At 69.5% G+C, this 23235-nt stretch carries 19 protein-coding genes; 15 read left to right on the top strand and 4 right to left on the bottom strand.

Annotation, left to right across the window (positions count from 1 at the left end; all coding sequences use genetic code 11):
* Nucleotides 1-172 precede the first annotated feature (172 nt).
* The 3 genes from aptA to AC1RRW_RS04910 all read left to right on the top strand — a co-directional run bounded on the left by aptA (nucleotide 173) and on the right by AC1RRW_RS04910 (nucleotide 3976).
* Nucleotides 173-1513: an omega-aminotransferase AptA gene (aptA, locus tag AC1RRW_RS04900; protein ID WP_492899420.1), complete on the top strand. Its 1341-nt coding sequence runs from the start codon at nucleotides 173-175 to the stop codon at nucleotides 1511-1513.
* A gap of 80 nt (nucleotides 1514-1593) precedes the next feature.
* Complete coding sequence (locus AC1RRW_RS04905; protein WP_492899421.1) at nucleotides 1594-2634, top strand: serine hydrolase domain-containing protein; 1041 nt, start codon at nucleotides 1594-1596, stop codon at nucleotides 2632-2634.
* A 61-nt stretch (nucleotides 2635-2695) separates the two neighbouring features.
* Complete coding sequence (locus AC1RRW_RS04910) at nucleotides 2696-3976, top strand: c-type cytochrome (protein WP_492899422.1); 1281 nt, start codon at nucleotides 2696-2698, stop codon at nucleotides 3974-3976.
* 119 nt (nucleotides 3977-4095) lie between these two features.
* Here AC1RRW_RS04910 and AC1RRW_RS04915 read toward each other — a convergent pair whose 3' ends face one another.
* Entirely contained in the window at nucleotides 4096-6135 is a 2040-nt protein-coding gene (locus tag AC1RRW_RS04915; protein ID WP_492899423.1) for a 4Fe-4S dicluster domain-containing protein, read from the bottom strand.
* 132 nt (nucleotides 6136-6267) lie between these two features.
* Between AC1RRW_RS04915 and AC1RRW_RS04920 the strand changes: the two genes are divergently transcribed.
* The 12 genes from AC1RRW_RS04920 to AC1RRW_RS04975 all read left to right on the top strand — a co-directional run bounded on the left by AC1RRW_RS04920 (nucleotide 6268) and on the right by AC1RRW_RS04975 (nucleotide 17818).
* On the top strand, nucleotides 6268-7023 hold the full coding sequence (locus tag AC1RRW_RS04920) for a biotin/lipoate--protein ligase family protein (protein ID WP_492899424.1): 756 nt from the start codon (nucleotides 6268-6270) through the stop codon (nucleotides 7021-7023).
* 110 nt (nucleotides 7024-7133) lie between these two features.
* Complete coding sequence (locus AC1RRW_RS04925) at nucleotides 7134-7706, top strand: DUF6505 family protein (protein ID WP_492899425.1); 573 nt, start codon at nucleotides 7134-7136, stop codon at nucleotides 7704-7706.
* Nucleotides 7703-8713: a DUF6352 family protein gene (locus AC1RRW_RS04930; RefSeq protein ID WP_492899426.1), complete on the top strand. Its 1011-nt coding sequence runs from the start codon at nucleotides 7703-7705 to the stop codon at nucleotides 8711-8713. The genes AC1RRW_RS04925 and AC1RRW_RS04930 overlap by 4 nt, the downstream gene beginning before the upstream one ends.
* Nucleotides 8714-8723: 10 nt before the next feature.
* Nucleotides 8724-9239 carry a DUF3305 domain-containing protein gene (locus AC1RRW_RS04935; RefSeq protein WP_492899427.1) on the top strand — a complete coding sequence of 172 codons (516 nt, stop codon included), beginning with the start codon at nucleotides 8724-8726 and terminating at the stop codon, nucleotides 9237-9239.
* Nucleotides 9239-9958: a DUF3306 domain-containing protein gene (locus tag AC1RRW_RS04940; protein ID WP_492899428.1), complete on the top strand. Its 720-nt coding sequence runs from the start codon at nucleotides 9239-9241 to the stop codon at nucleotides 9956-9958. The genes AC1RRW_RS04935 and AC1RRW_RS04940 overlap by 1 nt, the downstream gene beginning before the upstream one ends.
* Before the next feature lie 111 nt (nucleotides 9959-10069).
* Entirely contained in the window at nucleotides 10070-10870 is an 801-nt protein-coding gene (locus tag AC1RRW_RS04945; protein ID WP_492899429.1) for a Cro/CI family transcriptional regulator, read from the top strand.
* 26 nt (nucleotides 10871-10896) lie between these two features.
* Nucleotides 10897-11115 (top strand): formate dehydrogenase, encoded by a 219-nt coding sequence (locus AC1RRW_RS04950; protein WP_492899430.1) that lies wholly within the window; start codon nucleotides 10897-10899, stop codon nucleotides 11113-11115.
* Nucleotides 11116-11128: 13 nt separating this feature from the next.
* The gene (locus AC1RRW_RS04955) at nucleotides 11129-14107 is read left to right on the top strand and encodes a formate dehydrogenase subunit alpha (protein WP_492899431.1); all 2979 of its coding nucleotides are present in this window, start codon (nucleotides 11129-11131) and stop codon (nucleotides 14105-14107) included.
* 14 nt (nucleotides 14108-14121) lie between these two features.
* Complete coding sequence (gene fdh3B, locus AC1RRW_RS04960; RefSeq protein ID WP_492899432.1) at nucleotides 14122-14718, top strand: formate dehydrogenase FDH3 subunit beta; 597 nt, start codon at nucleotides 14122-14124, stop codon at nucleotides 14716-14718.
* A gap of 198 nt (nucleotides 14719-14916) precedes the next feature.
* Complete coding sequence (locus AC1RRW_RS04965; RefSeq protein ID WP_492899433.1) at nucleotides 14917-15924, top strand: formate dehydrogenase subunit gamma; 1008 nt, start codon at nucleotides 14917-14919, stop codon at nucleotides 15922-15924.
* A 99-nt stretch (nucleotides 15925-16023) separates the two neighbouring features.
* A complete protein-coding gene (gene mobB / locus AC1RRW_RS04970; protein ID WP_492899434.1) occupies nucleotides 16024-16554 on the top strand; it encodes a molybdopterin-guanine dinucleotide biosynthesis protein B in 531 nt (176 codons plus the stop codon).
* A gap of 7 nt (nucleotides 16555-16561) precedes the next feature.
* On the top strand, nucleotides 16562-17818 hold the full coding sequence (locus AC1RRW_RS04975) for a molybdopterin molybdotransferase MoeA (RefSeq protein WP_492899435.1): 1257 nt from the start codon (nucleotides 16562-16564) through the stop codon (nucleotides 17816-17818).
* A gap of 6 nt (nucleotides 17819-17824) precedes the next feature.
* Here AC1RRW_RS04975 and AC1RRW_RS04980 read toward each other — a convergent pair whose 3' ends face one another.
* The 3 genes from AC1RRW_RS04980 to AC1RRW_RS04990 all read right to left on the bottom strand — a co-directional run bounded on the left by AC1RRW_RS04980 (nucleotide 17825) and on the right by AC1RRW_RS04990 (nucleotide 23100).
* Nucleotides 17825-18592, bottom strand: coding sequence for a TIGR02186 family protein (locus AC1RRW_RS04980; protein WP_492899436.1), 768 nt, complete (start codon nucleotides 18590-18592; stop codon nucleotides 17825-17827).
* Entirely contained in the window at nucleotides 18589-19518 is a 930-nt protein-coding gene (locus AC1RRW_RS04985; protein ID WP_492899437.1) for a sulfite exporter TauE/SafE family protein, read from the bottom strand. The genes AC1RRW_RS04980 and AC1RRW_RS04985 overlap by 4 nt, the downstream gene beginning before the upstream one ends.
* Before the next feature lie 327 nt (nucleotides 19519-19845).
* Nucleotides 19846-23100, bottom strand: a complete 3255-nt coding sequence (locus AC1RRW_RS04990; protein ID WP_492899438.1) for a hypothetical protein — start codon at nucleotides 23098-23100, stop codon at nucleotides 19846-19848.
* Nucleotides 23101-23235: the final 135 nt, after the last annotated feature.

The following is a 23235-nucleotide window of genomic DNA, read 5'->3' on the forward strand; positions in this document are numbered from 1 at the left end:
TTTGCTATCTCCCCCGCCACACAGACTACGCCGGCAACGACGTAACGTCACCCGTCTCGCCGCGCGACCCCGGCCTCCGGCGGACGCAGGCATGCCCCGTGCCGGCGGCGATTTACAGCCCCGACCGTGCTGTTAGGTTGAGAGACGCTTAACCGGACCGGGAACGCCGCCGATGACATCCGCCCTGCAGCCGCTCGGCACGCCGAACGACCTCGAAGCCTTCTGGATGCCGTTCACGGCGAACCGCTCGTTCAAGCAGAACCCGCGCATGATCGCCCGGGCCGAGGGCATGTTCTACTACACGCCCGAGGGCAAGCCGGTGATGGACGGCACGGCCGGCCTGTGGTGCTGCAATGCCGGCCATGCGCGCGAGCCGATCATCCAGGCGATCCAGGCCCAGGCGCGCGAACTCGATTTCGCGCCGACCTTTCAATATGGCCACCCGAAGGTGTTCGCCGCGGCGGCGCGGATCGCGGCGCTCGCGCCCGGCGACCTCGACCATGTCTTCTTCGCGGGCTCGGGCTCGGAAGCCGCCGATTCGGCGCTGAAGATCGCGCTGGCCTACTGGAACGTCACCGGAAAGGGCTCGAAGACGAGGCTGATCGGGCGCGAGCGCGGCTATCACGGCGTCGGCTTCGGCGGCATCTCCGTCGGCGGCATGGTCAACAACCGCAAATTCTTCGGCGGGCTTCTGACCGGCACCGACCACATCTCGCACACCTATGACCGCGAGAAGCAGGCCTTCAGCAAGGGCGAGCCCGACTATGGCGCGCATTTCGCCGACGATCTCGAACGCGTCGTCACGCTGCACGACGCCTCGACGATCGCCGCCGTGATCGTCGAGCCGATGGCGGGCTCGACCGGGGCGCTGCCGCCGCCGAAGGGCTATCTCAAGCGGCTGCGCGAGATCTGCGACAAGCACGGCATCCTGCTGATCTTCGACGAGGTCATCACCGGCTTCGGACGGCTGGGCTATGCCTTCGCCGCTGAGCGCTATGGCGTCATCCCCGATATGATCACCTTCGCCAAGGGCGTGACCTCGGGCGCCGTGCCGATGGGCGGCGTGCTGGTGCGCAAGCACATCTACGAGGCCTTCATGGGCGGGCCCGACAACGTCATCGAGCTGTTCCACGGCTACACCTATTCCGGCCACCCGCTCGCGGCGGCGGCCTCGCTTGCGGCGCTCGACATCTACCGGGATGAAGGCCTGTTCGAGCGCGCCCGCGCCATGGAGCCGCTATGGGCCGAGGCCGTGATGGGCCTGAAGGGCGAGCCCAATGTCGTCGATATCCGCACGCTCGGGCTCGTCGGCGCCGTCGATCTCGCACCGCGCGCCGCAGGCGTCGGCAAGCGCGGCTACGAGGCGATCGAGCGCTCTTTCCACGAGGAAGGCCTGATGATCCGCACGGCGGGCGACACGATCGCCTTTTCGCCACCGCTGATCATCAGCGAAAGCCAAGTCGACGAACTGGTGGAGAAACTGAGGCGGGTGATCCGCAAGGTGGCGAACTAGGGCCGAGATGAGCGATGGATCGGCGTGCTTTCCTGGCGATGGCGGGAGCGTCGCTTCTGCCTGAAGCGGCGGCTGGACAGATGACCGGCAGCGACTGGCAGACGGCCACGCTCGAGGAGGCCGGCTTCCGGCCCGATGCGGCCGAGCGCGTCGCCAAGGCCTTTGCCGCCGACGAATTGCCCGGCTTGCACGGCCTCGTCGTCATCCGGCGCGGCAAGCTCGTCTGGGAGCAGTATTTCCCGGGCGTCGACGAAATCTGGGGCACCGGCCGCGGCGTGGTCGATTTCAACGCGTCCGAGCGGCACGATTTGCGTTCGGTGACGAAAAGCATCGTCGGTCTGCTCTACGGCATCGCGCTGGAGGCAGGCCTTGTCCCGGCGCCCGACACCATCCTGCTCGACGCCTTTCCCGACTATGGCGATCTCGCCAACGACCCGGCGCGCCGGCAACTGACCATCGCGCATGTGCTGTCGATGACGATGGGCACCGAATGGAACGAGTCGCTGCCCTACACCGACCCGCGCAACGGCGAGATCGCGATGGAGCGCGCGCCGGACCGCATCCGCTTCGTGCTCGACCGGCCGATCGTGAAGCCGCCCGGACAGAGCTGGACCTATAGCGGCGGCGCGACCGCGCTGCTCGGACACCTCATCGCCAATGGCAGCGGCCTCTCGCTCGACGCGTTCGCCAAAGCCAAGCTGTTTATGCCGCTCGGCATCACCGAGACGGGCTGGACCAAGGGCTTCGACGGGCGCGAATCGGCGGCGTCGGGTCTGCGCATGCGCCCGCGCGATCTGGCCCGGATCGGACAGATCGTTCTCGATGGCGGCGTCCATGACGGCCGCCAGATCGTGCCCGGCAAGTGGATCGAGGCCAGCGCCAGCCGTCGCGCCGAGATCGAGCCCGGCTTCGACTATGGCTATCAATGGTTTCTCGGCCGGTTGAGCAGCGGCGCCGGCACCATGGTCGCATCGGGAAATGGCGGGCAGCGCATGATGATCGCGCCGTCGCTCGGTCTCATCGTGGTCGTGACGGCGGGCAACTACAACAGGTCGGATCGCAACCGGATGCCTGTGAAGCTGATCAACGACTATGTGGTCGGCGGCATGGCGGAGCGCTGAGCGATCAAGGTCGCTCGAGCAGCCTGCTTGCCAAGGCCGCGATGCCGGGCATGTTGTGTCGATGTCCAAGCTCGGTTTAGCCGTTCTCCTCTGTCTCACTTTCGCCTCCCCCGCCCCCGCCCAGGAACTGCGCGGGCATGGCGGGCCCGTGCGGGCCGTCGCGGTGTCTCCCGACGGGCGGTTCGCCATGACAGGCTCCTTCGACCAGTCGGCGATCCTGTGGCGGCTGGAGACGGGCGCGGCCGACAAGGTGCTGCGCTTCCATCAGGGCGCGATCAACGCGGTCGCGACGGTGAACGGACTCGGTTTCGCGACCGGGGCGGAGGACGGCCGGATCGCGCTCTGGCACGGCGACGCGGCCGAGCCGGCGCGGGTGCTGGAGGGGCACAGGGGGCCGGTCTCCGCCGTCGCCGTCTCGCCCGAAGGCGCGCATCTCGCCTCGGCCTCCTGGGACGAGACGGTGCGGGTCGTCTCGCTCGCCGACGGCGGGGCGCGCGTGCTGGAAGGGCACAAGGGGCCGGTCAACGGCGTCGCCTTCGGACCCGGCGGCGCAATCGTCTCGTCGGGCTATGACGCGACGCTCAGGATCTGGCCGGCCGATGACGGGCCGGCGAGGATCGTGACGCTGCCGGCGGCGCTGAACGGCGTCATGGTCGCGCCCGACGGCGAGATCGCGGTCGCCGCGGCCGACGGAATGCTGCGGCTGTTCGGGCCCGACGGCGCGGCCCGCGCCGAGATCGCGATCGGCCAGACGCCGCTGATCGCATTGGCGCTCTCGGTCGACGGGGCGACCATCGCGGTGGGCGGCCTGCGCGGGCAGGTCGCGCTGATCGACCGCAGGACGCGGGCGATCCGGGCGACGCTGGTCGGGCCGGGTTTGCCGGTCTGGTCGCTGGCCTTTCTGCCGGACGGCAGGACGTTGCTGTCTGGCGGAGCCGACCGGCTGGTGCGGCGCTGGAACGCGGTCACCGGCGAGCATATCGGCCCGGTCGTGCCACGGGCCGGCGAGGATATGCTGGCCGCCTTCCAGGGCGAGCGCGGCGCGCAGGTCTTCCGCGCCTGCGCCGCCTGCCACACGCTGACGCCGGCCGACGGCAACCGGGCCGGGCCGACCCTGCACGGCATCTTCGGGCGGAAGATCGCGAGCGCGCCGGGCTACGCCTATTCCGAGGCGTTCAAAACAATGGACATCGTCTGGACGAAAGAGACGGTCGCCAAGCTCTTCGAGGTCGGGCCGAACGCCTACACGCCGGGCACGAAAATGCCCGAGCAGACGATCGGCAGCGCGGAGGACCGGCAGGCGCTGGTCGACTGGCTGGAGAAGGTGACGGCGGCGCGATGATTCCCTCTACCGTCATGGTCGGGCTGTCCCGGCCATCCACGTCTTCCTTTACCCGCGTTGTAAGACGTGGATGCTCGGCACAAGGCCGGGCATGACGGAGGAGGCCGGATCGTGAGCTACTACTGCAGCGGGTCTTCCCCGCGCTCTCGCCTCTCGCGCAGATAATCCTCGGTCGTGCGCACAGGCGGGCGCTGTGGCGAGAGATGCGGGTCGAAGCTCTCGTTGACGACGACCTCGACGCGGCAATCCTCGCACATCCTGATCACCGAGATGCGCGGGGCCGAGGCGCCGGAGAACATCCAGTGCTTGCCTTCGAGCCTGCCCGCGATCTTCTCGACCGTGCTGCGCACGCCGAAGGGCTTCGCGCAGTTGACGCAGTGGAACGGCTCCTCCTGCTTGAGCACGCGCCTGCCGCCGGTCCAGGCGTCGAAATCAATGCGCGGCTCCAGCGTGATGACCTTCTCCGGGCAGGTCGCGGCGCAGAGCCCGCATTGCACGCAGAGATCTTCCTGGAAGGCCAGCGTCGGGCGCTCGGGATTGTCCGACAGCGCCTGCACCGGGCAGGCGGAAACGCAGGCGAGGCAGAGCGTGCAGCCCTCCGCGTCGACATGGATCGTGCCGAAAGGCGCGCGCTCGGGCATGGCGATGGCGGCGATCGGCGTCGGCGCGGCGACGTGCAGTTCCGAGACGGCCTGGCGCAGCAGCGGCCGGCCCTCGCCCATCGGGCGGAAGCGGGCTGGGCTGGCGGAAGGCCGGCCGGGCGCGATCCGCGACAGCGCCAGAGCGAGCTGATCGGGATCGTCGGTCTCGATCATGGCCGCCCTACCCTCGCCGAAGCCGAGCGCGCCCGCGAGCGTGTTGGCGTAATCGAGATTGCGGGTCAGGCCGGAGAGATCGTGCTTCGGCCTGGCGCGGCCGAGCACGCGGACGGCCGAGGCCCCGAAGGCGAGCGCCGCGGCATAGGTCTCCAGCCCGAGCTGCGTGATCTCGTTGACGCGCAATGGCAGCACGCGGGCCGGCAGGCCCTCGCCGAAGCGTGCGAGCGCGTCGATCAGCGGCTCGCCATGGTCGGCGTCGTGCAGCAGCACGACCGCGTCGCGCCCGCCGGCCGCGGCATAGGTCGTCAGCAGCGTGCGCAGCCGGCGCAGCAGCGCGTCGGTCGGCGGCAGGGCGTAGGTCACCGCGCCGGTGGGGCAGACGGCGGCGCAGGCCCCGCAGCCGGCGCAGATCTCGGCGGAGATCGCGACATGGTCGCCATTCGGCGTGATCGCGCCGGTCGGGCAGAGCTCGAGGCAGCGGGTGCAGCCGGTCTTCCGCGAGCGCGAATGGGCGCAGAGTTCCTCGTTCAGCCGGACGTAACGCGGCTTGTCGAACTCGCCGACGAGATGGCTTGCGTCGCTGACCAGTTTCTCGATCGCGGCCTTGTCGCGCGGATCGGCCCGGAGATAGCCGGCGCGCAGATCGCCGGCCGGAAACAGCGGCACGCCGCCCGAGACGTCGACGACGATGTCGCATTGCGAGACCGCGCCGTCGCGCGGCTCGCCGAAGACGAGTTTCGCGCGCGACGACGGCAGCGGCGCGGCATAGTCGTTGACCGTCAGCTCGAACGCGCCGAGCCAGCCTGTCGCGGTCCCGATCGCGCCCTTCAGCACTGGCGCCGCCATCACGCGCGGCGGCGCGATCTCGCCCGGCCGGTTGAGCAGGATCGTCACGTCGAGATGCTCGGCGAGCTTCTGGCCGACGGCGATCGCGGTCTCGTCGCGGCCATAGACCAGCGCGACGCCCTTGCTGGCCAGGGTGGCGAAGCCCATCGCCGGCATCGGCTCGGCCGCCGCCGCCAGCAGCGCCGCCATTTTCGGACCGGCCGCCCTGGCCTCGCGCGACCAGCCGCCGGTCTCGCGGATGTTGGCGAAGACGAGCTCGCCCTCATAGTCGAGATCGGCCGCCAGCTCCTCGAAGAGCGGGGCTTCCTGCGTGCAGGCGATGGTGATGGCGGCGCTTTCGCCGAGCAGTTTCGTGACGATCCCGGTCTGGCTGCGGCAGAGATGGCGGGCCGTTCGGATGTCCGCATCCGCGCAGCCCTTGGCCAGCGCGCCCAGCTCGAGCGGCATCGTGTCCTCGCACGAGCAGACGATCAGCGTGCGGGCGGCGTCGGCCATCTCAGGTCTCGTCCCTTGCGTCGGGGAGCGTCTTTTCGTCTCCCTTGCGATAACGACTGCTTATATGGAATTGGAGAGGTTCAAAAGAAGCAATAGCCGCGCCATTCGTCGCGGCTTGGGGAGTTTTCCGCGATGGCGGCAAGAGTCGCGGCAAGCGCGCTGCGCTCCGGCGATCTCAGGCGAGAGCCGGTGCTGCCGCCGGGCTTTTCGCTCGTCACCCTGCGCGAATCGGGCGACGCCTTCGCCCATGCGCGGGCGATCGCGGCCGATTCCGGGGCCGCCACGCTGGTCTGGGCGCGGCGCTTCGCCATCGTCGAATTCGCGGTCGTGCTGGAGCCGGACGCTCCGCTGCGCGAGGCGCGTCCGGCGCATTACCTCGCCATGAACGCGCTGGCCGACGCGCTCGCGGTGCATTGCCCGCCGGAGCGGCCGATCCTGTTCCGCTGGCCCGACGCGCTGGTCTACGATCTCGGCCTGATCGGCGGCGGCCGGCTGGCCTGGCCTGAAGGCTGCGCCGAGGACGCCGTGCCGGACTGGCTGGTTTTTGGCGCGATGCTGCGCGCCACGACGATGAGCCCCTTCGCCATGGGACAGACCGGCGTCGGCATGGAAGAGGAAGGGTTCGAGGAGGTCGATGCGGTCGACCTGATCGAATCCTTCTCGCGCCATCTGATGCTCGGCGTGACCCAGTGGCAGGAGGACGGACCGAAGGCCGTGGCGAAACGCTGGCTCGACCGGCTCGACAAGGTGGTGGGCACGCGCCACGGCATCGAGCCGAACGGCGACCTCGTCGCGACCTCGCAGGCAGGCACGCGGCGGCGCAGCCTGGTCGAGGCGCTGGGCCGGGCCGACTGGCTCGATCGCGACAGCGGCGGCCCGAAGCTGTGAAGCCCTTTCCGTCATTGCGAGAAGGCGCAGCCGACGAAGCAATCCGGAAGGATTGCGCGAGGCCCGCGGATTGCTCCGCCGCGCTCGCAATGACGGAGACGGCCTGAGCGATGCCTTCTCCTCTCAAACTCCCGCGCGCGATCCGGCTCGACCCCTCCGACACGCTGGTCTTCCGCCGCGCGGCGGAGCCGGGCGAATGGCTGGTGACGGGCTCCTTCCTGTTCGATCCCGCACGGATCGAGGCGCTCGACGCCAAGGGCCGCGTCGCCTTCCGCTCCGGCTTCCTCGGGATCGGCAGCTTCGGCTGGAGCACGCTGGCGGTGGTGACGGAGGCGAGCGAGGCCGAGCGCGAGGCCGCGGTCGAACGGCTCGCCGCGCTTCTTCGGGAAGAACTCGGCGCGCCAGACCTCGCGACCGCCCGCGCGGCGGCGGAAGACGAGATCGCGTTCGCCGCCTCGCTTTGCGACCACCCGGCGCAGACGCTGCTGGCCTTGCATCGCAGTCTCGAGGATGGCGAAATCCGCGAGCGTTTCCGGACGCTGACGCCGCGCGCCAGCCACGACACGGAAGGCTTTCGCGCCTTCGAGTTTCTGGAGGTCGAGGGCGAAGACGGACCGGCCGAGGAGGTCGACCTGCTCAATCTGAGAAGGACGCAAGATTTGAGAAAGAACACTGCGTCATGACGCATTTCTGGGCCAGCGCCGGCCATCTCCTGCTCGACCGCGCACCGGGCGGCGGGCTCGTCGTGACGGATGATTTTCTCAAGGCCTATCTGGCGCGGCCGGAGCTGTTGCCGCCCGAGGAGGCCTGCGCCGCCGAGCGCGCGCTGCATGCGAGGCTGATGGAGCAGCCGCAGGCCGATGTCGCGGCGGCGGAACTTACCGCCATCGCGGACGCGGACGCGCGCGAGAACTGGCGCTTCATGCTCGACTGGCGCGACCGGCTCATGGCTCGGCCGACGCTCGAGGCGGCCTATACCGCGCTGATCCGCCGGGGCGTCGCCGGCACTCCGCCGCTGTTTCTCGACCAGCTCGTTCATGTGATCCTGCGCGGCGCGCTCGACGCGGTCGACGATCCCTTCGTCGTACGGGCGGCCGAATGCCTGTTCCGGCCACAGCGCGTCACCTTCCACGAGAACACGATCCTGCTCGCCGATGCCGAGATCATCGAGGGGCACGAGGCCGACCGGCGCGCCTCGCCGCTGCTCGCCATGCTGGGCGGCCCGGCCGTGACCTCGCTCGACATCCTGAAGACCGCCAATGCGGACCGTTACTGGCAGCGCTCGGACGGCTTCGACATGGTGCTCGATCTCGGCGGCAAGCCTTCGGGGCGCGCGGCCCTGGGCGAGGCGTTGCGGCACTGGCTGCGGGCGGTCCACGGGTTCGAGGCTGCGGTCGAGCCGGTCGAGAGCGTCAAGGACGCCGACTGGCGCTGGTTCGTCGGGCTCGATGCGGAGGCGACCGCGATCGGCAATGCGCTCTGGCAGGGGCAGGCCATGGCGGAGGATGCGGCCTCGCGGCTGCTGGCGTTATATAGACTGACGCTGCCGGACGACGTGCCCGTCCTGCCCGCCGCGAAGGGTGCTCCGATCTACCTGCTGATGGGAATGTCGGAGGGCCGGATCCTGCGCATGAAGCCGCAGAACCTCGTGGCCGGGCTGCCGCTCGCCGACCTGGCCCCGGCGCATTGAGGAGCCCCGCATGACGCAATCGCATATCGATGTCGGCATCGTGGTCGAACGGCGAAAAATCGACTCGCCCTGGGCCGACCATGCCTGGGCTCCGCTCGCGGTCCTGCCCGAGCCGCCGGGGCTCGTGCCCTGGACGGAGCTCAAGCGCGAGCCTGACCGGACGAGCTTCTATCTCGGGCCGGCCGTGTTGACGCTGCATTCGGTCGACACGGCTCATTTCCGCGAGAACTTCCAGGCCGGGCGCGCCAAGCTCTGGGTCGCGATCCGCCCGACCGGAATCGAGCCCGAGCTGGAGTTCGTCGGCGTCACCGCCGACCCTTTCGAGGGCGAGGACTATTGCGAGAATGTCGGCGACATCGTCGAGGCGCTGCCGATGCCGGCGGGAATCGCCGCACAGGTGCTCGCGTTTGTCGACGCGCATCATGTCGAGCGCGAATTCGTCAAGCGCCAGCGCCAGGAGCACGATCCGCGCAAGGGCGGCGGGCCGCGGCCCGAAGCCGGCCTGCGTCGCGGAGGCGGGCGCTGATGGCCCCGAGCGGCGACGGCGAGGATGACGGCTTCCTGACGCGCTGGTCGCGCCGCAAGCGCGAGGCGGTTGCCGAGAAGGAACCGGCGAAAGCTGGCGCAGGCAGCGCGACGGGGCCCCTTCCCCCCGCTTGCGGTGGGGAGGGAGAAGAGCCCGAGCCGGAGATGATCGAGCCGCCCCCGCTCGATCTCGTCGACAAGGATTTCGACGTCGCCCACTGGCTCAAGCAGAACGTGCCGGAAAGCTGGAAGCTCGCCGCGCTGCGCCGGGCCTGGGAGAGCGATCCCTTCATCGCCGGCTTCGAGAACCCGGCGCGCGACTACGCGCTGGAATGGAATATCCCCGGCGGCGCGCCGGGCTACGGCCCGCTGACGGAATCGGACGATGTCGCGGCGATGGTGCGCGGCATTTTCGGCGAGACTCCGAAGCCGGAAAAGGCCGATCCGGTGGTTGCTGGGGCAACCGGCGACACCATGTCGCAGCAGAGCGCGGACCACGACGAAAGCCGCGAGAACCATACCGCGCCGCAACATGGCGTTGCGAACGCGACGGAGCCTCGCACGACCCTACCGCGCACACATGCCGCCAGCGAAACGAAAGGCGGCGGAATCCCCGCTTCTGAATCGAGCGCGGTTTATGCTGCAGCACAAAATTCCGCACCGTCAGACCTCCCTGCCAAACGGGTCCGCAAGCGCGGTGGCGGCGCGATGCCAGTCTGAGGTCAGACTGGAACAGTTGTATTTCGTAGCGATAAGCGTTCATTATCACCGTTCTAAACAAGGGCGGCGGCGATCCGACGTCGCGGGGCGGATGAGGGAACGACACGGACCATGCGGGATCCGGCGCTCGACAGGGCAATCGGCGCGGCCGGCGGCGTCAGGGCGCTCGCCCGGAGCGTCGGCGTGTCGCAGCCGGCCATATCGAGCTGGAAACGGGTTCCCGCCGATCGCGTGCTCACGATCGAGGCCCTGACCGGCGTGTCGCGCAGCGACCTGAGGCCCGACCTCTACCCGGTCATGATCCAGGACCATTCTCAGGGCGGCGATCCCGCGCCCACGATCGACCCGATCGACGAGGCGCGGGCCCGCGAATTCGAGCTTGTCGGCGCGCTGCTCTGGCGCGCGCCGACAGCGGAGACGCTCCTGGCGCTGCAAGGCGTTCAGGGCGACGGCACGCCGCTCGGCCTGGCGCATCTGGATCTGGCCGACAGCGCCGCGCGGACCACGCCCGAGGCCGTGCGCGACGAGTATTTCGACCTCTTCGTCGGCATCGGCCGCGGCGAGCTTTTGCCCTACGCATCCTACTACCTGACCGGCTTCCTGCACGAGAAGCCGCTGGCGCTGGTTCGCGAGGACATGGGCAAGCTCGGCATCGCCCGGGCCGAGCGCGCCGGCGAGCCGGAAGACCATGTCGCGATCCTGATGGACATCACCGCGCAATTGCTGCGCGGCGTCTTCGTCGCCGACGACATCGACGCCGACCGTTTCTTCGCGCGCCATCTCGCGCCCTGGGCCGAGCGCTTCTTCGCCGATCTCGAAGTGGCCAAGGCCTCGCAGTTCTACCGGACCGTGGGCCGCATCGGCAGCCTGTTCATCGCCATCGAGACGCAAGCCGCGAGGCTGCCGTCGTGACCGCATTCGACGCTGGAGAGACGCCCATGTCGCGAAAGGCCCAGGCCCACACTGTCGACGGGACCGAAAAGTCGGCCTTCGACCGCCGCAGCTTCTTCAAGGCGCTCGGCGCCGGCGCGACCGTCGCGGTGGCGCCGGCCATGGCGACGCCGGCGCAGGCCGTCGATCCCGGCAAGGACGAGACGAAGGCGCGCTACAGGGAAAGCGACCACGTCAAGGCGTTCTACCGCACGAACCGTTACTGAGAAGGCGGAAACCATGCTGATCAAGCGCAAATCGGCCGACGCGCAGCGCGGCAAGCTGCAGGCGGCCATCGCCGGCCTGTCGTCGGGCGTGATGGATCGCCGCACCTTCCTGCGGCGTTCGGGGATCGTCGCCGGCGGCGCGGCGGCGGCCGGCGGGCTGACCATCGGCTCCGTCCGCAAGGCGCGGGCGGATGTCTTCGGTCCCGCGACCGGGACCAAGGTGGTCAAGAACATCTGCACCCATTGCTCCGTCGGCTGCACGGTCAAGGCCGAGGTCTATAACGGCGTCTGGGTCGGCCAGGAGCCGGCCTGGGAAAGCCCGATCAACCGGGGCTCGCACTGCGCCAAGGGCGCGTCCGTGCGCGAACTCACCCATGGCGACCGCCGCATCAAGTATCCGATGAAGCTCGTCGACGGGCAGTGGCAGCGCATCTCCTGGGACGTCGCGATCAACGAGATCGGCGACAAGATGATGGAGATCCGGGCGAAATCCGGCGCCGATTCCGTCTACCTCCTCGGCTCCGCCAAGTTCTCCAACGAAGGCGCCTACCTCTTCCGCAAGTTCGCGGCCTTCTGGGGCACCAACAACGTCGATCACCAGGCGCGCATCTGCCACTCGACCACGGTCGCGGGCGTCGCGAACACCTGGGGCTACGGCGCCATGACCAACTCCTACAACGATATCCGCAACTCCAAGACGATCATCTTCATGGGGTCGAACGCCGCCGAGGCGCATCCGGTCTCGATGCAGCACATCCTCGAGGGCAAGGAGGTCCAGCGCGCCAACGTCATCGTGTTCGACCCGCGCCTGACCCGCACCGCCGCCCACGCGACCGACTATGTCCGCTTCCGCTCCGGCACCGACATCGCGGTGATCTGGGGCATGATGTGGCACATCTTCCAGAACGGGTGGGAGGACAAGGCGTTTCTGGCCGCCCGCGTCCACGGCATGGACGACGTCCGCAAGGAGGTCGAGAAATACGACCCCAAGACGGTGGAGGACATCACCGGCATTCCAGGCGAGCAGCTCAAGCGCGCCGCCGAGACCTTCGCCAAGGTCAAGCCCGCCACCTTCATCTGGTGCATGGGCGTGACGCAGCATTCGGTCGGCACGGCCAATGTGCGGGCGATCTGCAACCTCCTGCTCGCCACCGGCAATGTCGGCTCGATGGGCACGGGCGCGAACATCTTCCGCGGCCATTGCAACGTGCAGGGCGCGACGGATTTCGGCCTCGATATCTCGAATCTGCCTTGTTATTACGGCCTCGTGGAGGGCGCGTGGCGCCATTGGGCCCGGGTCTGGAACGTCGATTTCGACTATTTCGTCTCGCGCTTCGACGAGGTTCCGGCCAAGGGCGGCCGCCCGGCCCGCACCCGCAAGGCCAATATGGAGACCTCGGGCCTCACCTCGACGCGCTGGTTCGACGCCGCCAATCTGCCGGCCGAGCAGGTCGACCAGAAGGACACCCTCAAGGCCATGGTCGTCATGGGCCACGGCGGCAACACCATCCCGCGCATGCCCGACGCGGTGAAGGGTCTCGAGAATCTCGAACTGCTGGTCATCGCAGACCCGCATCCGACGAATTTCGTCTCGCTCGGCCAGCGCAGGAACGGCACCTATCTGCTGCCGTCCTCGACGCAGTTCGAGTGCTCCGGCTCGCGGACCTGCTCCAACCGCTCGGTGCAATGGGGCGAGAAGGTCGTCGATCCGGTCTTCGAATCCGCGAACGACTACTGGATCATCTATCGCCTCGCCCAGAAGCTCGGATTCGCCGAGCCGATGTTCAAGACCTTCGAGATGGTGCAGGGCAAGTTCGGCGCCGAGCCCTCGGCCGAGTCGATCCTGCGCGAGATCAACAGGGGCGGCTGGTCGACCGGCTATACCGGCCAGTCGCCGGAGCGCCTGAAGCTGCATATGGAGCACCAGGACAAGTTCGACCTGGTTTCGCTGCGCGGCGCGGCCGGCTCGCCCGTCGCCAACGACTATTACGGCCTGCCCTGGCCGTGCTGGGGCACGCCGGAGTTCAAGCACCCCGGCACGCACATCCTCTACAACACCTCGCTGGAGGCGAGGAACGGCGGCGGCGCCTTCCGGCCGCGCTTCGGCCTGACGCGCGAGCGCACGCTCGCCGACGGCAGCAAGGTCAACGACACGCTGCTCGCCGAGAACGGCTCCTACTCGCTGAACTCGGAGATCAAGGACGGCTATCCCGAGTTCACCATGGGCTCGCTGAAGAAGCTCGGCTGGGACAAGGACCTGACGCCGGCCGAGATCGCGACCATCGCCTGGATCGGCGGCAACAACATCGACGCCGTGAACTGGGCGAACGACCTCTCGGGCGGCATCCAGCGCGTCGCGCTGGAGCATGGCTGCGTGCCTTATGGCAACGGCAAGGCGAGAGCCAACGCCTGGAACCTGCCGGACCCCGTGCCGACGCATCGCGAGCCGATCTACTCGCCGCGCGTCGACCTCGTGGCGAAATGGCCGGCGCGCCCCGACGAGCGGACCCTGCGCATCCCGAACCTCCATACCTCGGTCCAGAAGGCCGCGGTCGAGAAGGGCGTCGCGAAGAACTTCCCGATCGTGCTGACCTCGGGCCGCCTCGTCGAATACGAGGGCGGCGGCGAGGAGACGCGCTCGAACAAGTGGCTGGCCGAGCTGCAGCAGGACATGTTCGTCGAGATCAACCCGGCAGATGCGACCGCGCGGGGGATCAGGGACGGACAGTTCGTCTGGGTCTCGGGCCCCGAGAACAGCTCGAAGGCCCGCGTCAAGGCGCTGGTGACGGAGCGGGTCGGCAAGGGCGTCGCCTTCATGCCGTTCCACTTCGGCGGCTTCTACCAGGGCGAGGACCAGCGCAAGAACTACCCGAAGGGCGCGGACCCGATCGTGCTCGGCGAGTCGGTCAACATCGTCACCACCTATGGCTACGACCCCGTGACGGCGATGCACGAAGGCAAAGTCACGCTCTGTCAGATCGCGGCGGCTTGAAGAGGAGCTGAACCATGGCCCGGATGAAATTCCTCTGCGACGCCGACCGCTGCATCGAGTGCAACGCCTGCGTCACCGCCTGCAAGAACGAGAACGAGGTGTCCTGGGGCATCAACCGCCGCCGCGTCGTCACCATCAATGACGGCAAGCCCGGCGAGCGCTCGGTCTCGATGGCCTGCATGCACTGCACGGACGCGCCCTGCGCCGCCGTCTGCCCGGTCGACTGCTTCTACACCACGGCCGACGCCGTGGTGCTGCACTCGAAGGACCTCTGCATCGGCTGCGGCTATTGCTTCTACGCCTGTCCCTTCGGCGCGCCGCAATATCCCAAGGTCGGGAACTTCGGCTCGCGCGGCAAGATGGACAAGTGCACCTACTGCTCGGGCGGCCCGGAGGCCGACCTCTCGCCGGCCGAGTTCCAGAAATACGGCTCCAACCGCCTGGCGGAGGGCAAGCTGCCGCTCTGCGCGGAAATGTGCTCGACCAAGTCGCTGCTCGCCGGCGACGGCGAGATCATCGCCCAGATCTACAAGGAGCGGGTTGTCAAGCGCGGCTACGGCTCGGGCGCCTGGGGTTGGCAGACCGCCTACAAGGAAACGATCGCCATCTGAACTCGGGCGTGATGCCGAAAAGCGCGAAGCGGTTTTCGGACGACATCACGCCCCACAGCATCTGATTTCGCGTTCGTCGATTTCGGCTCGGCGATCCGAAATCGACGAACTCGGGGAGGGGGCGTGGCGTCGCCGCGAGGCGCGCTGGGTTCCGCCCTCGCCTCGATGTCCGGTTCATCTCGCGAGAGGACTTCGCCCATGCGTCTCGGCGCCCACCTTCGTTTCCTGGTTCTCGGCCTGATGCTGGCCTTCGCCGCCATTCCGGCCGCGCCGGCTCTGGCCCAGCAGGTCAATCCGACCGCGAACGCGGTCAAGGAGCAGCAGTTCCTCGACGCCCTGAAAGGCAATCCCTCGGCCGAATTGCAGGGCCGCATCTCGATCCCCGACGGCAAGGCGGCGACGCTGGAGCGGCCCGCCGGCCGCGAATGGCGGGCCTTCCATCAGGGCACGATGGTCCGCGTCGGCGCCATCGTGGTGCTCGGCATGCTGCTGCTGCTGACGGCGTTCTATCTCGTGCGCGGCAAGGTGAAGGTCCACGCCGGGATGGCCGGGCGCACGCTGACGCGCTTCAACGGCTTCGAGCGCTTCATGCACTGGCTCACCGCCGCCTGCTTCATCGTGCTGGCGCTGTCGGGGCTGAACGTGACCTTCGGCAAGTCGGTGCTGCTGCCGCTGATCGGACCCCAGGCCTTCACCAATGTCTCGATCGTGGCGAAATGGGCGCACAACTACCTCGCCTGGCCGTTCATGCTCGGCATCGCGCTGATGCTCGTGGTCTGGATCAAGGACAACATCCCCGGCAGCCTCGACCTGAAATGGATCGCGGCCGGCGGCGGCATCGTCGGCAAGCAGCATCCCCCGGCCAGGCGCTTCAACGCCGGCCAGAAGATCGTGTTCTGGTCGGTCGTGCTCGGCGGCGCGGCGCTGTCGGTCTCGGGGATCTACCTGCTGTTCCCGGCCTCAGCCGGCGGCGTGCTCAACCTGCAGTTCTGGAACGTCGTGCACGGGCTCACCGCCGTCGTCATGGTCGCGGTCATCCTCGGCCACATCTATATCGGCACGATCGGCATGGAGGGCGCGTTCGACGCGATGGGCTCCGGCGAGGTCGATCTCAACTGGGCCAAGGAGCACCATTCGCTCTGGGTCGCCGAGGAGATGCAGAAGGGCCATGTCCCCGGCGGCGGCAAGCTCCAGCCGGCGGAATGAGGCGGTCGCTGTCCTGCCCGGCTTGACCAGGCGGGGCGAACCGGAAGATGACAGCCGGGCGCGCGAGCGCCCGGTTTCGTTTTGGGATGACGGTAGTCGATGCGTGTGATCGGTCTGGCGGGATGGAGCGGCGCGGGCAAGACGACGCTGCTGACGCGCCTCATTCCCGAACTCAGCCTGCGCGGCGTCTCCGTCTCGACGCTGAAGCACGCCCATCACGCCTTCGACCTCGACACGCCGGGCAAGGATTCCCACGCGCATCGCGAGGCCGGCGCGCGCGAGGTGCTGATCGCCTCGGAGCGGCGCTGGGCCCTGATGCGCGAACTGCGGACCGAGCCCGAGGCGAAGCTCGCCGACCTGCTGGCGCGGCTCTCTCCCGTCGATCTCGTCGTCGTCGAGGGCTTCAAGCGTGAGCGACATGCCAAGATCGAGGTGCATCGCGCGGCCAACGGCAAGCCGCCGCTGCATCCGGGCGATCCGACCATCCGCGCCATCGCCAGCGATTCGGGCTTCCCCGAGGCTGGCCGGCCCGTGATCGCGCTCGACGATATCGCGGCCGTAACCGAGGCCGTGCTCACCCATGCCGAGCCGCTCGCCGATGTGCTGGCGCGGCTAAGCGAGGACAAATGAGGCCGCCATGGCGCAACTGAGCCGCGACGACGAGGCCTTCGGCGGAGCTCTGATGAACGTCGAGCAGGCGAGCGCGCGCGCCGCCGAACTGGTCGCGCCCGTCGCCGGGACGGAGCGGCTCGCGCTCGGCATGGCCGATGGCCGCGTGCTGGCGGAGGATGTCGTCGCCGGGCTCGACCTGCCGCCCTTCGCCAACTCCGCCGTCGACGGCTATGCCGTGCGCTTCGCCGATCTGGCCCCGGCGGGCGAAACCCGGCTCGCCCTGTCCGGTCGGCTCGCGGCCGGACAGGACGCCTCCGGACGCGGGGTCGCGGGCACAGCCATGCGCATCTTCACCGGCGCGCCGATGCCGCCCGGCGCCGACACCGTCTTCATGCAGGAAGACGTCGTCCGCGACGGCGACGCGGTCCGTCTGCCGCAAGGCCTCAAGCGCGGCGCCAACGCCCGGCCCGCCGGCGAGGACATCGCGCGCGGCGAGACGGCGCTGAGCGCCGGGCGGACCTTACGCCCGCAGGATGTCGCCGCGCTGGCGGCGCTCGGCGAGACGCAGGTCACGGTGCGCCGCCGGCCGCGCGTCGCGATCTTCTCGACCGGAGACGAGCTGACCGAGCCCGGTTCTCCCCTCGGCCCGGCCGCGATCTACGACTCCAACCGCAGCCTGCTCGCGGCCATGGCGACGCGGGCGGGGGCTGAGGTCGTCGATCTCGGCATTCTGCGCGACGAGCCCGGGAGTCTGGCTTCGCGCCTGACCGAGGCCGCGGGCTCCTGCGACCTGATCCTGACCTCCGGCGGAGTCTCGACCGGCGAGGAGGACCACGTCAAGACGGCGCTCGCCCGGGCCGGCTCGCTCGCCTTCTGGCGCATCGGCATCAAGCCCGGCCGCCCGGTCGCGATGGGCCTGATCGGGACGACGCCCTTCATCGGCCTGCCGGGCAATCCGGTCGCGGTCTTCGTCACCTTCGCCTTCGTGGCGCGGCCGCTGCTCGCCCGGCTCGCGGGCGCGGAACACAAACCGCCGCTGGCGCTGCCGGTCAGGCTCGGCTTTCCCTATCGCAAGAAGCAGGGCCGGCGCGAATATGTCCGCGTCTCGCTGTCCGCGGCGGCAGACGGCGTCATGGTCGCCCGCAAGCATCCGCGCGAGGGCGCGGGCGTGCTGACCTCGCTGACCCGGACCGACGGGCTGGTCGAACTCGCCGACGACTGGACGGTGATCGCGGACGGCACGCTCGTCCCGTTCTACGGCTATGCCGCGCTCCTGGCGTAAACCAGCTCAGTCGCGCCGGAACACGACGCTGGCGAGCCAGCCGAGCAGGAGCGCGAGCGCCACGGTCGCCAGGCCATAGAGAAACGGCCGCTCATAGGCGCCGGTGGCGAGACCCTGCTCGATGCCGGTCTTGACCACCTCGAAATTGGTCGATTGCCGCGCCAGCGGCACGCCGCCGGCATAGAGCATGATCTCGATCTCGTAGGCGCCGGTCGGGGCCGTCGCCGGCACCTCGATCGGAGCGCTGAACAGCGTGCCCGACAGGAAGGTGACGCCGCGCTCGTTCTCGGCATAGAGCCCCTTCTCCTCCAGCATCCGGATCATGCCGTCGCGGAAGCGCGCCAGCGGGGCGTCGACGTCGAAGGAGAGCTGCGGCGGCCGGTCGGCGTTGGCGAGGCCGATGCGCTCGCGGCGCGCCGTCTCGGGACTCAGAATCTCCGCCAGAGGCCGGTTGCTGGACACGGACAGGAACACCGGCGCATTGGGGAAACGGCGCTGGGCGCGATTGATCCAGATCGGCCCGAGCCGCTCCTTCTCGCGCACCAGCAGCATGCGGCGCGGCCCGCGCACGGTGATGACGAGGTCGTAGGGGTCGCCGCGCGAGGCGGTGCGGCCGTCGCGCTCGACCAGGCCGAAAACGGTGAGCTGGTCGCCGGTGTAGTTCGAGGTGATCTGGATCTGGTGGCTCGAGACCGAGGCGATCAGCGTCTCGGCGCAGGCGGGAGCCGACGCCGCCAGCAGGCTCGCGGCCAAGACAAGCAGGAGCCGCCTCATCGCGCGCTCTCCGGCAGCACGACGGAGTATGGCTCGGTCGGCGGCACGACGAGTTCGATGACGAAGCGCAGGCCGACCGAGAGGATCAGCAGCGCCAGCAGCATGCGGAAGGATTCGACGTTGAGGTTGCGCGCCGCGCGGCCGCCGAACTGCGCGCCGATGACGCCGCCGATCAGGAGCAGCGTCGCCAGGATGATGTCGACCGACTGGTTGGTGAGCGCATGCAGCATCGTCGCGCCGGTCATCGTCACGAGGATCTGGAACAGGGAGGTGCCGACGACGACGGCCGGCGGAATGCGGAAGAAGTAGATCAGCGCCGGCACCAGGATGAAGCCGCCGCCGACGCCGAGCACGGCGCCGATGAAGCCGATCACCACCGCGAGCCCGGCGATCGGGATGACGCTCGCATAGAGCTGCGAGCGGTGGAAGCGGACGCGCCAGGGCAGGCCCATCCAGGCCGGGTGGGTGCCGGCCTGCCGCCGCAGCCGCCCCGGCTTGCCGGCGCGCACGCGCAGCGCCGAGCGGACGGCGTCATAGAGCATCAGCCCGCCGATGATGGTGAACAGCGTCACATAGGACAGGTTGATCACCAGTTCGAGCTGGCCGAGACGGCGCATCGAGTTGAAGAACAGCACGCCGAGCACTGTGCCCACGATGCCGCCGACCACCAGCACGCCGCCGAGCTTGAGATCGAGCGCGCGCCGTCGCCAATAGGTCAGCGCGCCGGTCATCGAGGAGCCCGCGACCTGCGCCGCGACCGTGGCGACCGCGACCGCGGGCGGAATGTCGAGGAAGATCAGGAGCGGGGTCAGCAGGAAGCCGCCGCCGACGCCGAACAGCCCGGAAATGAAGCCGACGGCGCCCGACAGTCCCAGCACCATCAGGATGCTGATCGGCAGTTCCGCGATGGGAAGATAGATCTGCACCCGCGATCCTCGCGCGCCGGAATCCGGCGCTCACATGCTGTCGTCCCAGATTGCACCAATACGGTTGGGCAAACCTTACCGTCGCGAGATCAGCGGTTTAGGCGTGGCGGTGTGAAGCCCTGATGAACGGCCAAGGCGTCGGAACCATGACAGGGCGGCGCCGCGGAGTGATGATTTCACTCGGAAACACGCCGTCATGCTTCTCCCGGAATCCGTCCTGGAGCGTCATCGCGCCTCATGATGGATCCCGAATCCGCGCCGCTAAGCGGCTTGTCCGGGATGACGCGGCGCTTTCACTGAAATTACTAAGCTCCGGGCCGGGCGCGATCAGGTCCGGCTCGGCGGCTTGGCGGGCTTCCTGTTGGCCGCCGTCGGCGTCTCGTCCCAGCCCTTGGCCGGCGGAACGACCTCGTTGGCCTCGGCATTGAGGGTATTGGGACGCCAGCGCTCGGCCGACAGCTTGGCCGTGGCGAGATCGGCCTCGGACAGACGCAGCGCGACTTCGTCGCGCTTCCTGGCGGCATCCTCGTCGCCCTGCCCGGCCGCGACCGAGAACCAGAGATAGGACTGGCCGAGATCGGTCGGCGCGCCGAGCCCGCGGCCGAGCAGGATGGCGAGATTGTACTGGCTGTCGCGGACGCCGAGTTCGGCCGCCTTGCGGAACCACTCCGTCGCCGTGGCATAGTCCGGCTTGCCGGAAATGCCCTCGGCATGGAGCACGGCGAGGTTGTGCATCGCCTTGGCGTTGCCGCGCTCGGCGGCGCGCGTGTACCAGACCCGGGCGAGCGCGATGTCGCGCGGCGTGCCGATGCCCTTCTCGAACATGTTGCCGAGCCGGAACTGCGCCGGCGTCAGCCCGGCGACGGCGGCGCGCTCGAACAGGCGCAGGGCGAGCTTGGGATCGCGCGAGGCGCCCGGCCCGTCGGCCGCGCGGGAGGCGAGTTCGTAGACCGCCCGCGCATCGCCGGCCTGCGCCGCCTTGCGGACGCCCGCTCCGCCGAGGCCGGCCGGCAGCTCGCCGATATTCGTCGCCGGCTGGAGCGGCTCGGAGGGGACGGGCAGCGGCGGCATCGTCACGCCTTGCGCCGGCGAGCCGGTGACGTCCTGACCCGCCGGGGCGGCCAGGGCCGGACCGGCGATCGCGAGCGAGGGAGCGGCAGGCACGGCGGCCGGAGCAGGCGCCAGCGCCGAGCTCTGGTCCTTGATTTTGTCCTTGGCCACCGTCTCCGGCTGCGCCGCGGCGGAGGGTTCGATGACCGGCGTCTCGACGGCGGGCTTGCCCGTGGCGGGCTTGGCGCCCTTGAGCGCGCCGGTGACGACATGGGTCGTGCCGATGGCGAGCACGATCGCGGCGAGCCCGAGCAGGATCGGCCGCTTGCGCTTCTCCATGATCTCCTTGAGGCGGCCGCCGCTCTTGGGCGCGTCGGCCGCAGCCGCGGGGGCAGCCGCGGCGGCTTCGGTCGCGGCCTTGGCCGAGCGGCGCGCGGCCGCGATCAGGTTCTGGCGGATCGATTGCGGATCCTGCGCGGCGGCGGCCATGGCGTCGATGCGCGGGCGGCCGGAGCCGGGCTCGAGCGGCAGGTCGAGCGAGACGGCAGGCGCCGAATCGGCGCGCGGCAGACGCTCGGGCACTATGCGGTCGGCGGGCGGCTCCGGCCGGTCGAGGTCGCGCGCATCACGCATATCGAGATCGCGCGCTTTCGGCATGACCGGCGGGCGGGTTTGCGGCTGGGCGGCGCGCGGCGGCATCGGCGGGCGCGGCGCGGCGCCCTGACGGTCGGCGGCGAGATCGGCCTCGAGGCTGGCGAGCCGCGAAATGATCGTCTCCAGGGTGCGGTGGACCGCGCCGATCGCGTCCTGGGTTTCGCGGCCGGACGAGACATGGGTCTCGCGCAGGCCCGAGACGAGACTCGACAGTTCCGCGAGACCGCTCGCGGGCGCGCTCTTGTCGGCGCTCGCGGCGCGCTGCACGGCCTGCGTGGTCTCCTCGCGCAGCGTCTGGAGATGGCCGACCAGATCCTGCAGCGTGCGCTCGATGCCGCTTTCGGCCGAGCGGGTCGCGGCCGCCTGGTCGAGCCTTTCGGCGAGGCCCGAAATCTGCTGCTCCAGCGAATCGAACGCATCCGAATCGGCGCCGGGACGCCCGGCCTCGTCGATCTTGTCGGCGAGCGTGCGCAGCATGTCCTCGATCGGACGCAGGTCGACGCGCGCGACCTGGGCCGCACCCTCGTTGACGAACTGGCCCAGGTTGCTGCTGGCGGCCAGCCCGTCGATGCGGCCGGCGAGCCCATCGATCTGGCGCGACAGCGCATCCAGCGACGCCGGATCGGCCTGGCCGCCATGGGCGCGGTCGGCGAGAAGCGCGTCGCGGACATCCTCGATCGCCAGCGCCAGGCTGCGCATTTCGCGCCCGTCGGGCTGGGTGTCGCGCAGCCGGCCCATCTCGGAGGAGAGCGAGGCGATCTGGTGCGAGACGTCCTCCATCCGCCGGTCGGCGGCGGAGTGGGCCATCATGTCGCGCAATTCGCCGATGTCGCGCATCAGCGGGGCGAGCAGGGCCCTGTCGCCGCCGCGCGCCGCCAGCGCATCGACCTTGGCGGCCAGATGCGCGATTTCGAGTTCGACGCGCTGATAGCTGTCGCCGGCGCGATCCTGCGCCAGGCGCGCCATCTCCGACTCGATCCGCGCCAGCGGCTTCAGCACCTGGTCGAAGCCGTCGCGTCGATCGAGCCGGTCGAGCCTCGCGCCGAGATCGGCGATCATGTGCTCGATCGGATTGGCAGCCGGCTGATAGGCCGCAGCCGTCACGGGGCGCGGATACGGCTCCTGCGCCGGTTCGGCGGGCACGATGCGGGCGGTGAGATCGCGCAGATCCTGCCGCAGGGCGGCGACCCGCGTCTCGGGCGACGGCGCGCGCTGGGCGCCTTGCGGCATGCGGTCGGCATCGAGCGCGCGCTGGCGCGTGCGGATGTCGGTCACGGCCGCCGCCAGCCCGTCGCGGTTGAAGGCGAGACGCGGCGCGCGGGCGGGCTCGGCCCCGGCGAACTCGGCCTGCGCCGGCTTGCGCCGCGCTTCGACCGTCTTGCGTTCGACGTCGACGAGCCGCTCGCCCATCGTCTTGATCGCGTCGGCGATGACGGCGGTGGCGCGCTCCTGCCGTTCGGCGGCGGCGCGCTCGCTCGCGGTCATGCGGTGTTCGGCGTTCTCGATCCAGCGCGCGATCGAATCGAGCGCGCCGGCCGTCCTGGCGCTGGATTCGCGCGTCAGCCTCTCGGTCGCGGCGGCCTGCGAGATCACAGCGTCGATCGCGGACGAGGCGGGCTCGGGCCGGGCCGGGGCCGCGCTGGCGGCCGCCTGCGACGAGGTTTCCATCTGGCCCTGCGACAGCCGCGCCAGCCGCTCCGACAGGGCGGCGATGTCGAGCTGCTCGGGCGCGTCGGACTGCGACGCCTGCGATTCGTCGCGGATCTTGTGATCGAGCCATTCGCCGAGCGTCATGCCGGCGCGTCGTGCCGCCGCTTTCGCTGCGTCGCGGGTCCGGGGATCGACGCCCTTCACGCTCCAGGGCAAGCTCGTGGCCATGTCAACGCTCGCCTACGGGGCCGGTCCTTGTCAGAAAAGCGCAGGCCCCTGCTCGCCGCTGCCTTCCTTGCGAAATCGACCAGACGTGAAGATTACGTTGCCGCTGACGAAACGCCGATCCGCAGCCCTGACTTT

The organism is Allobosea sp. GW821-FHT12C12 (assembly GCF_058807355.1).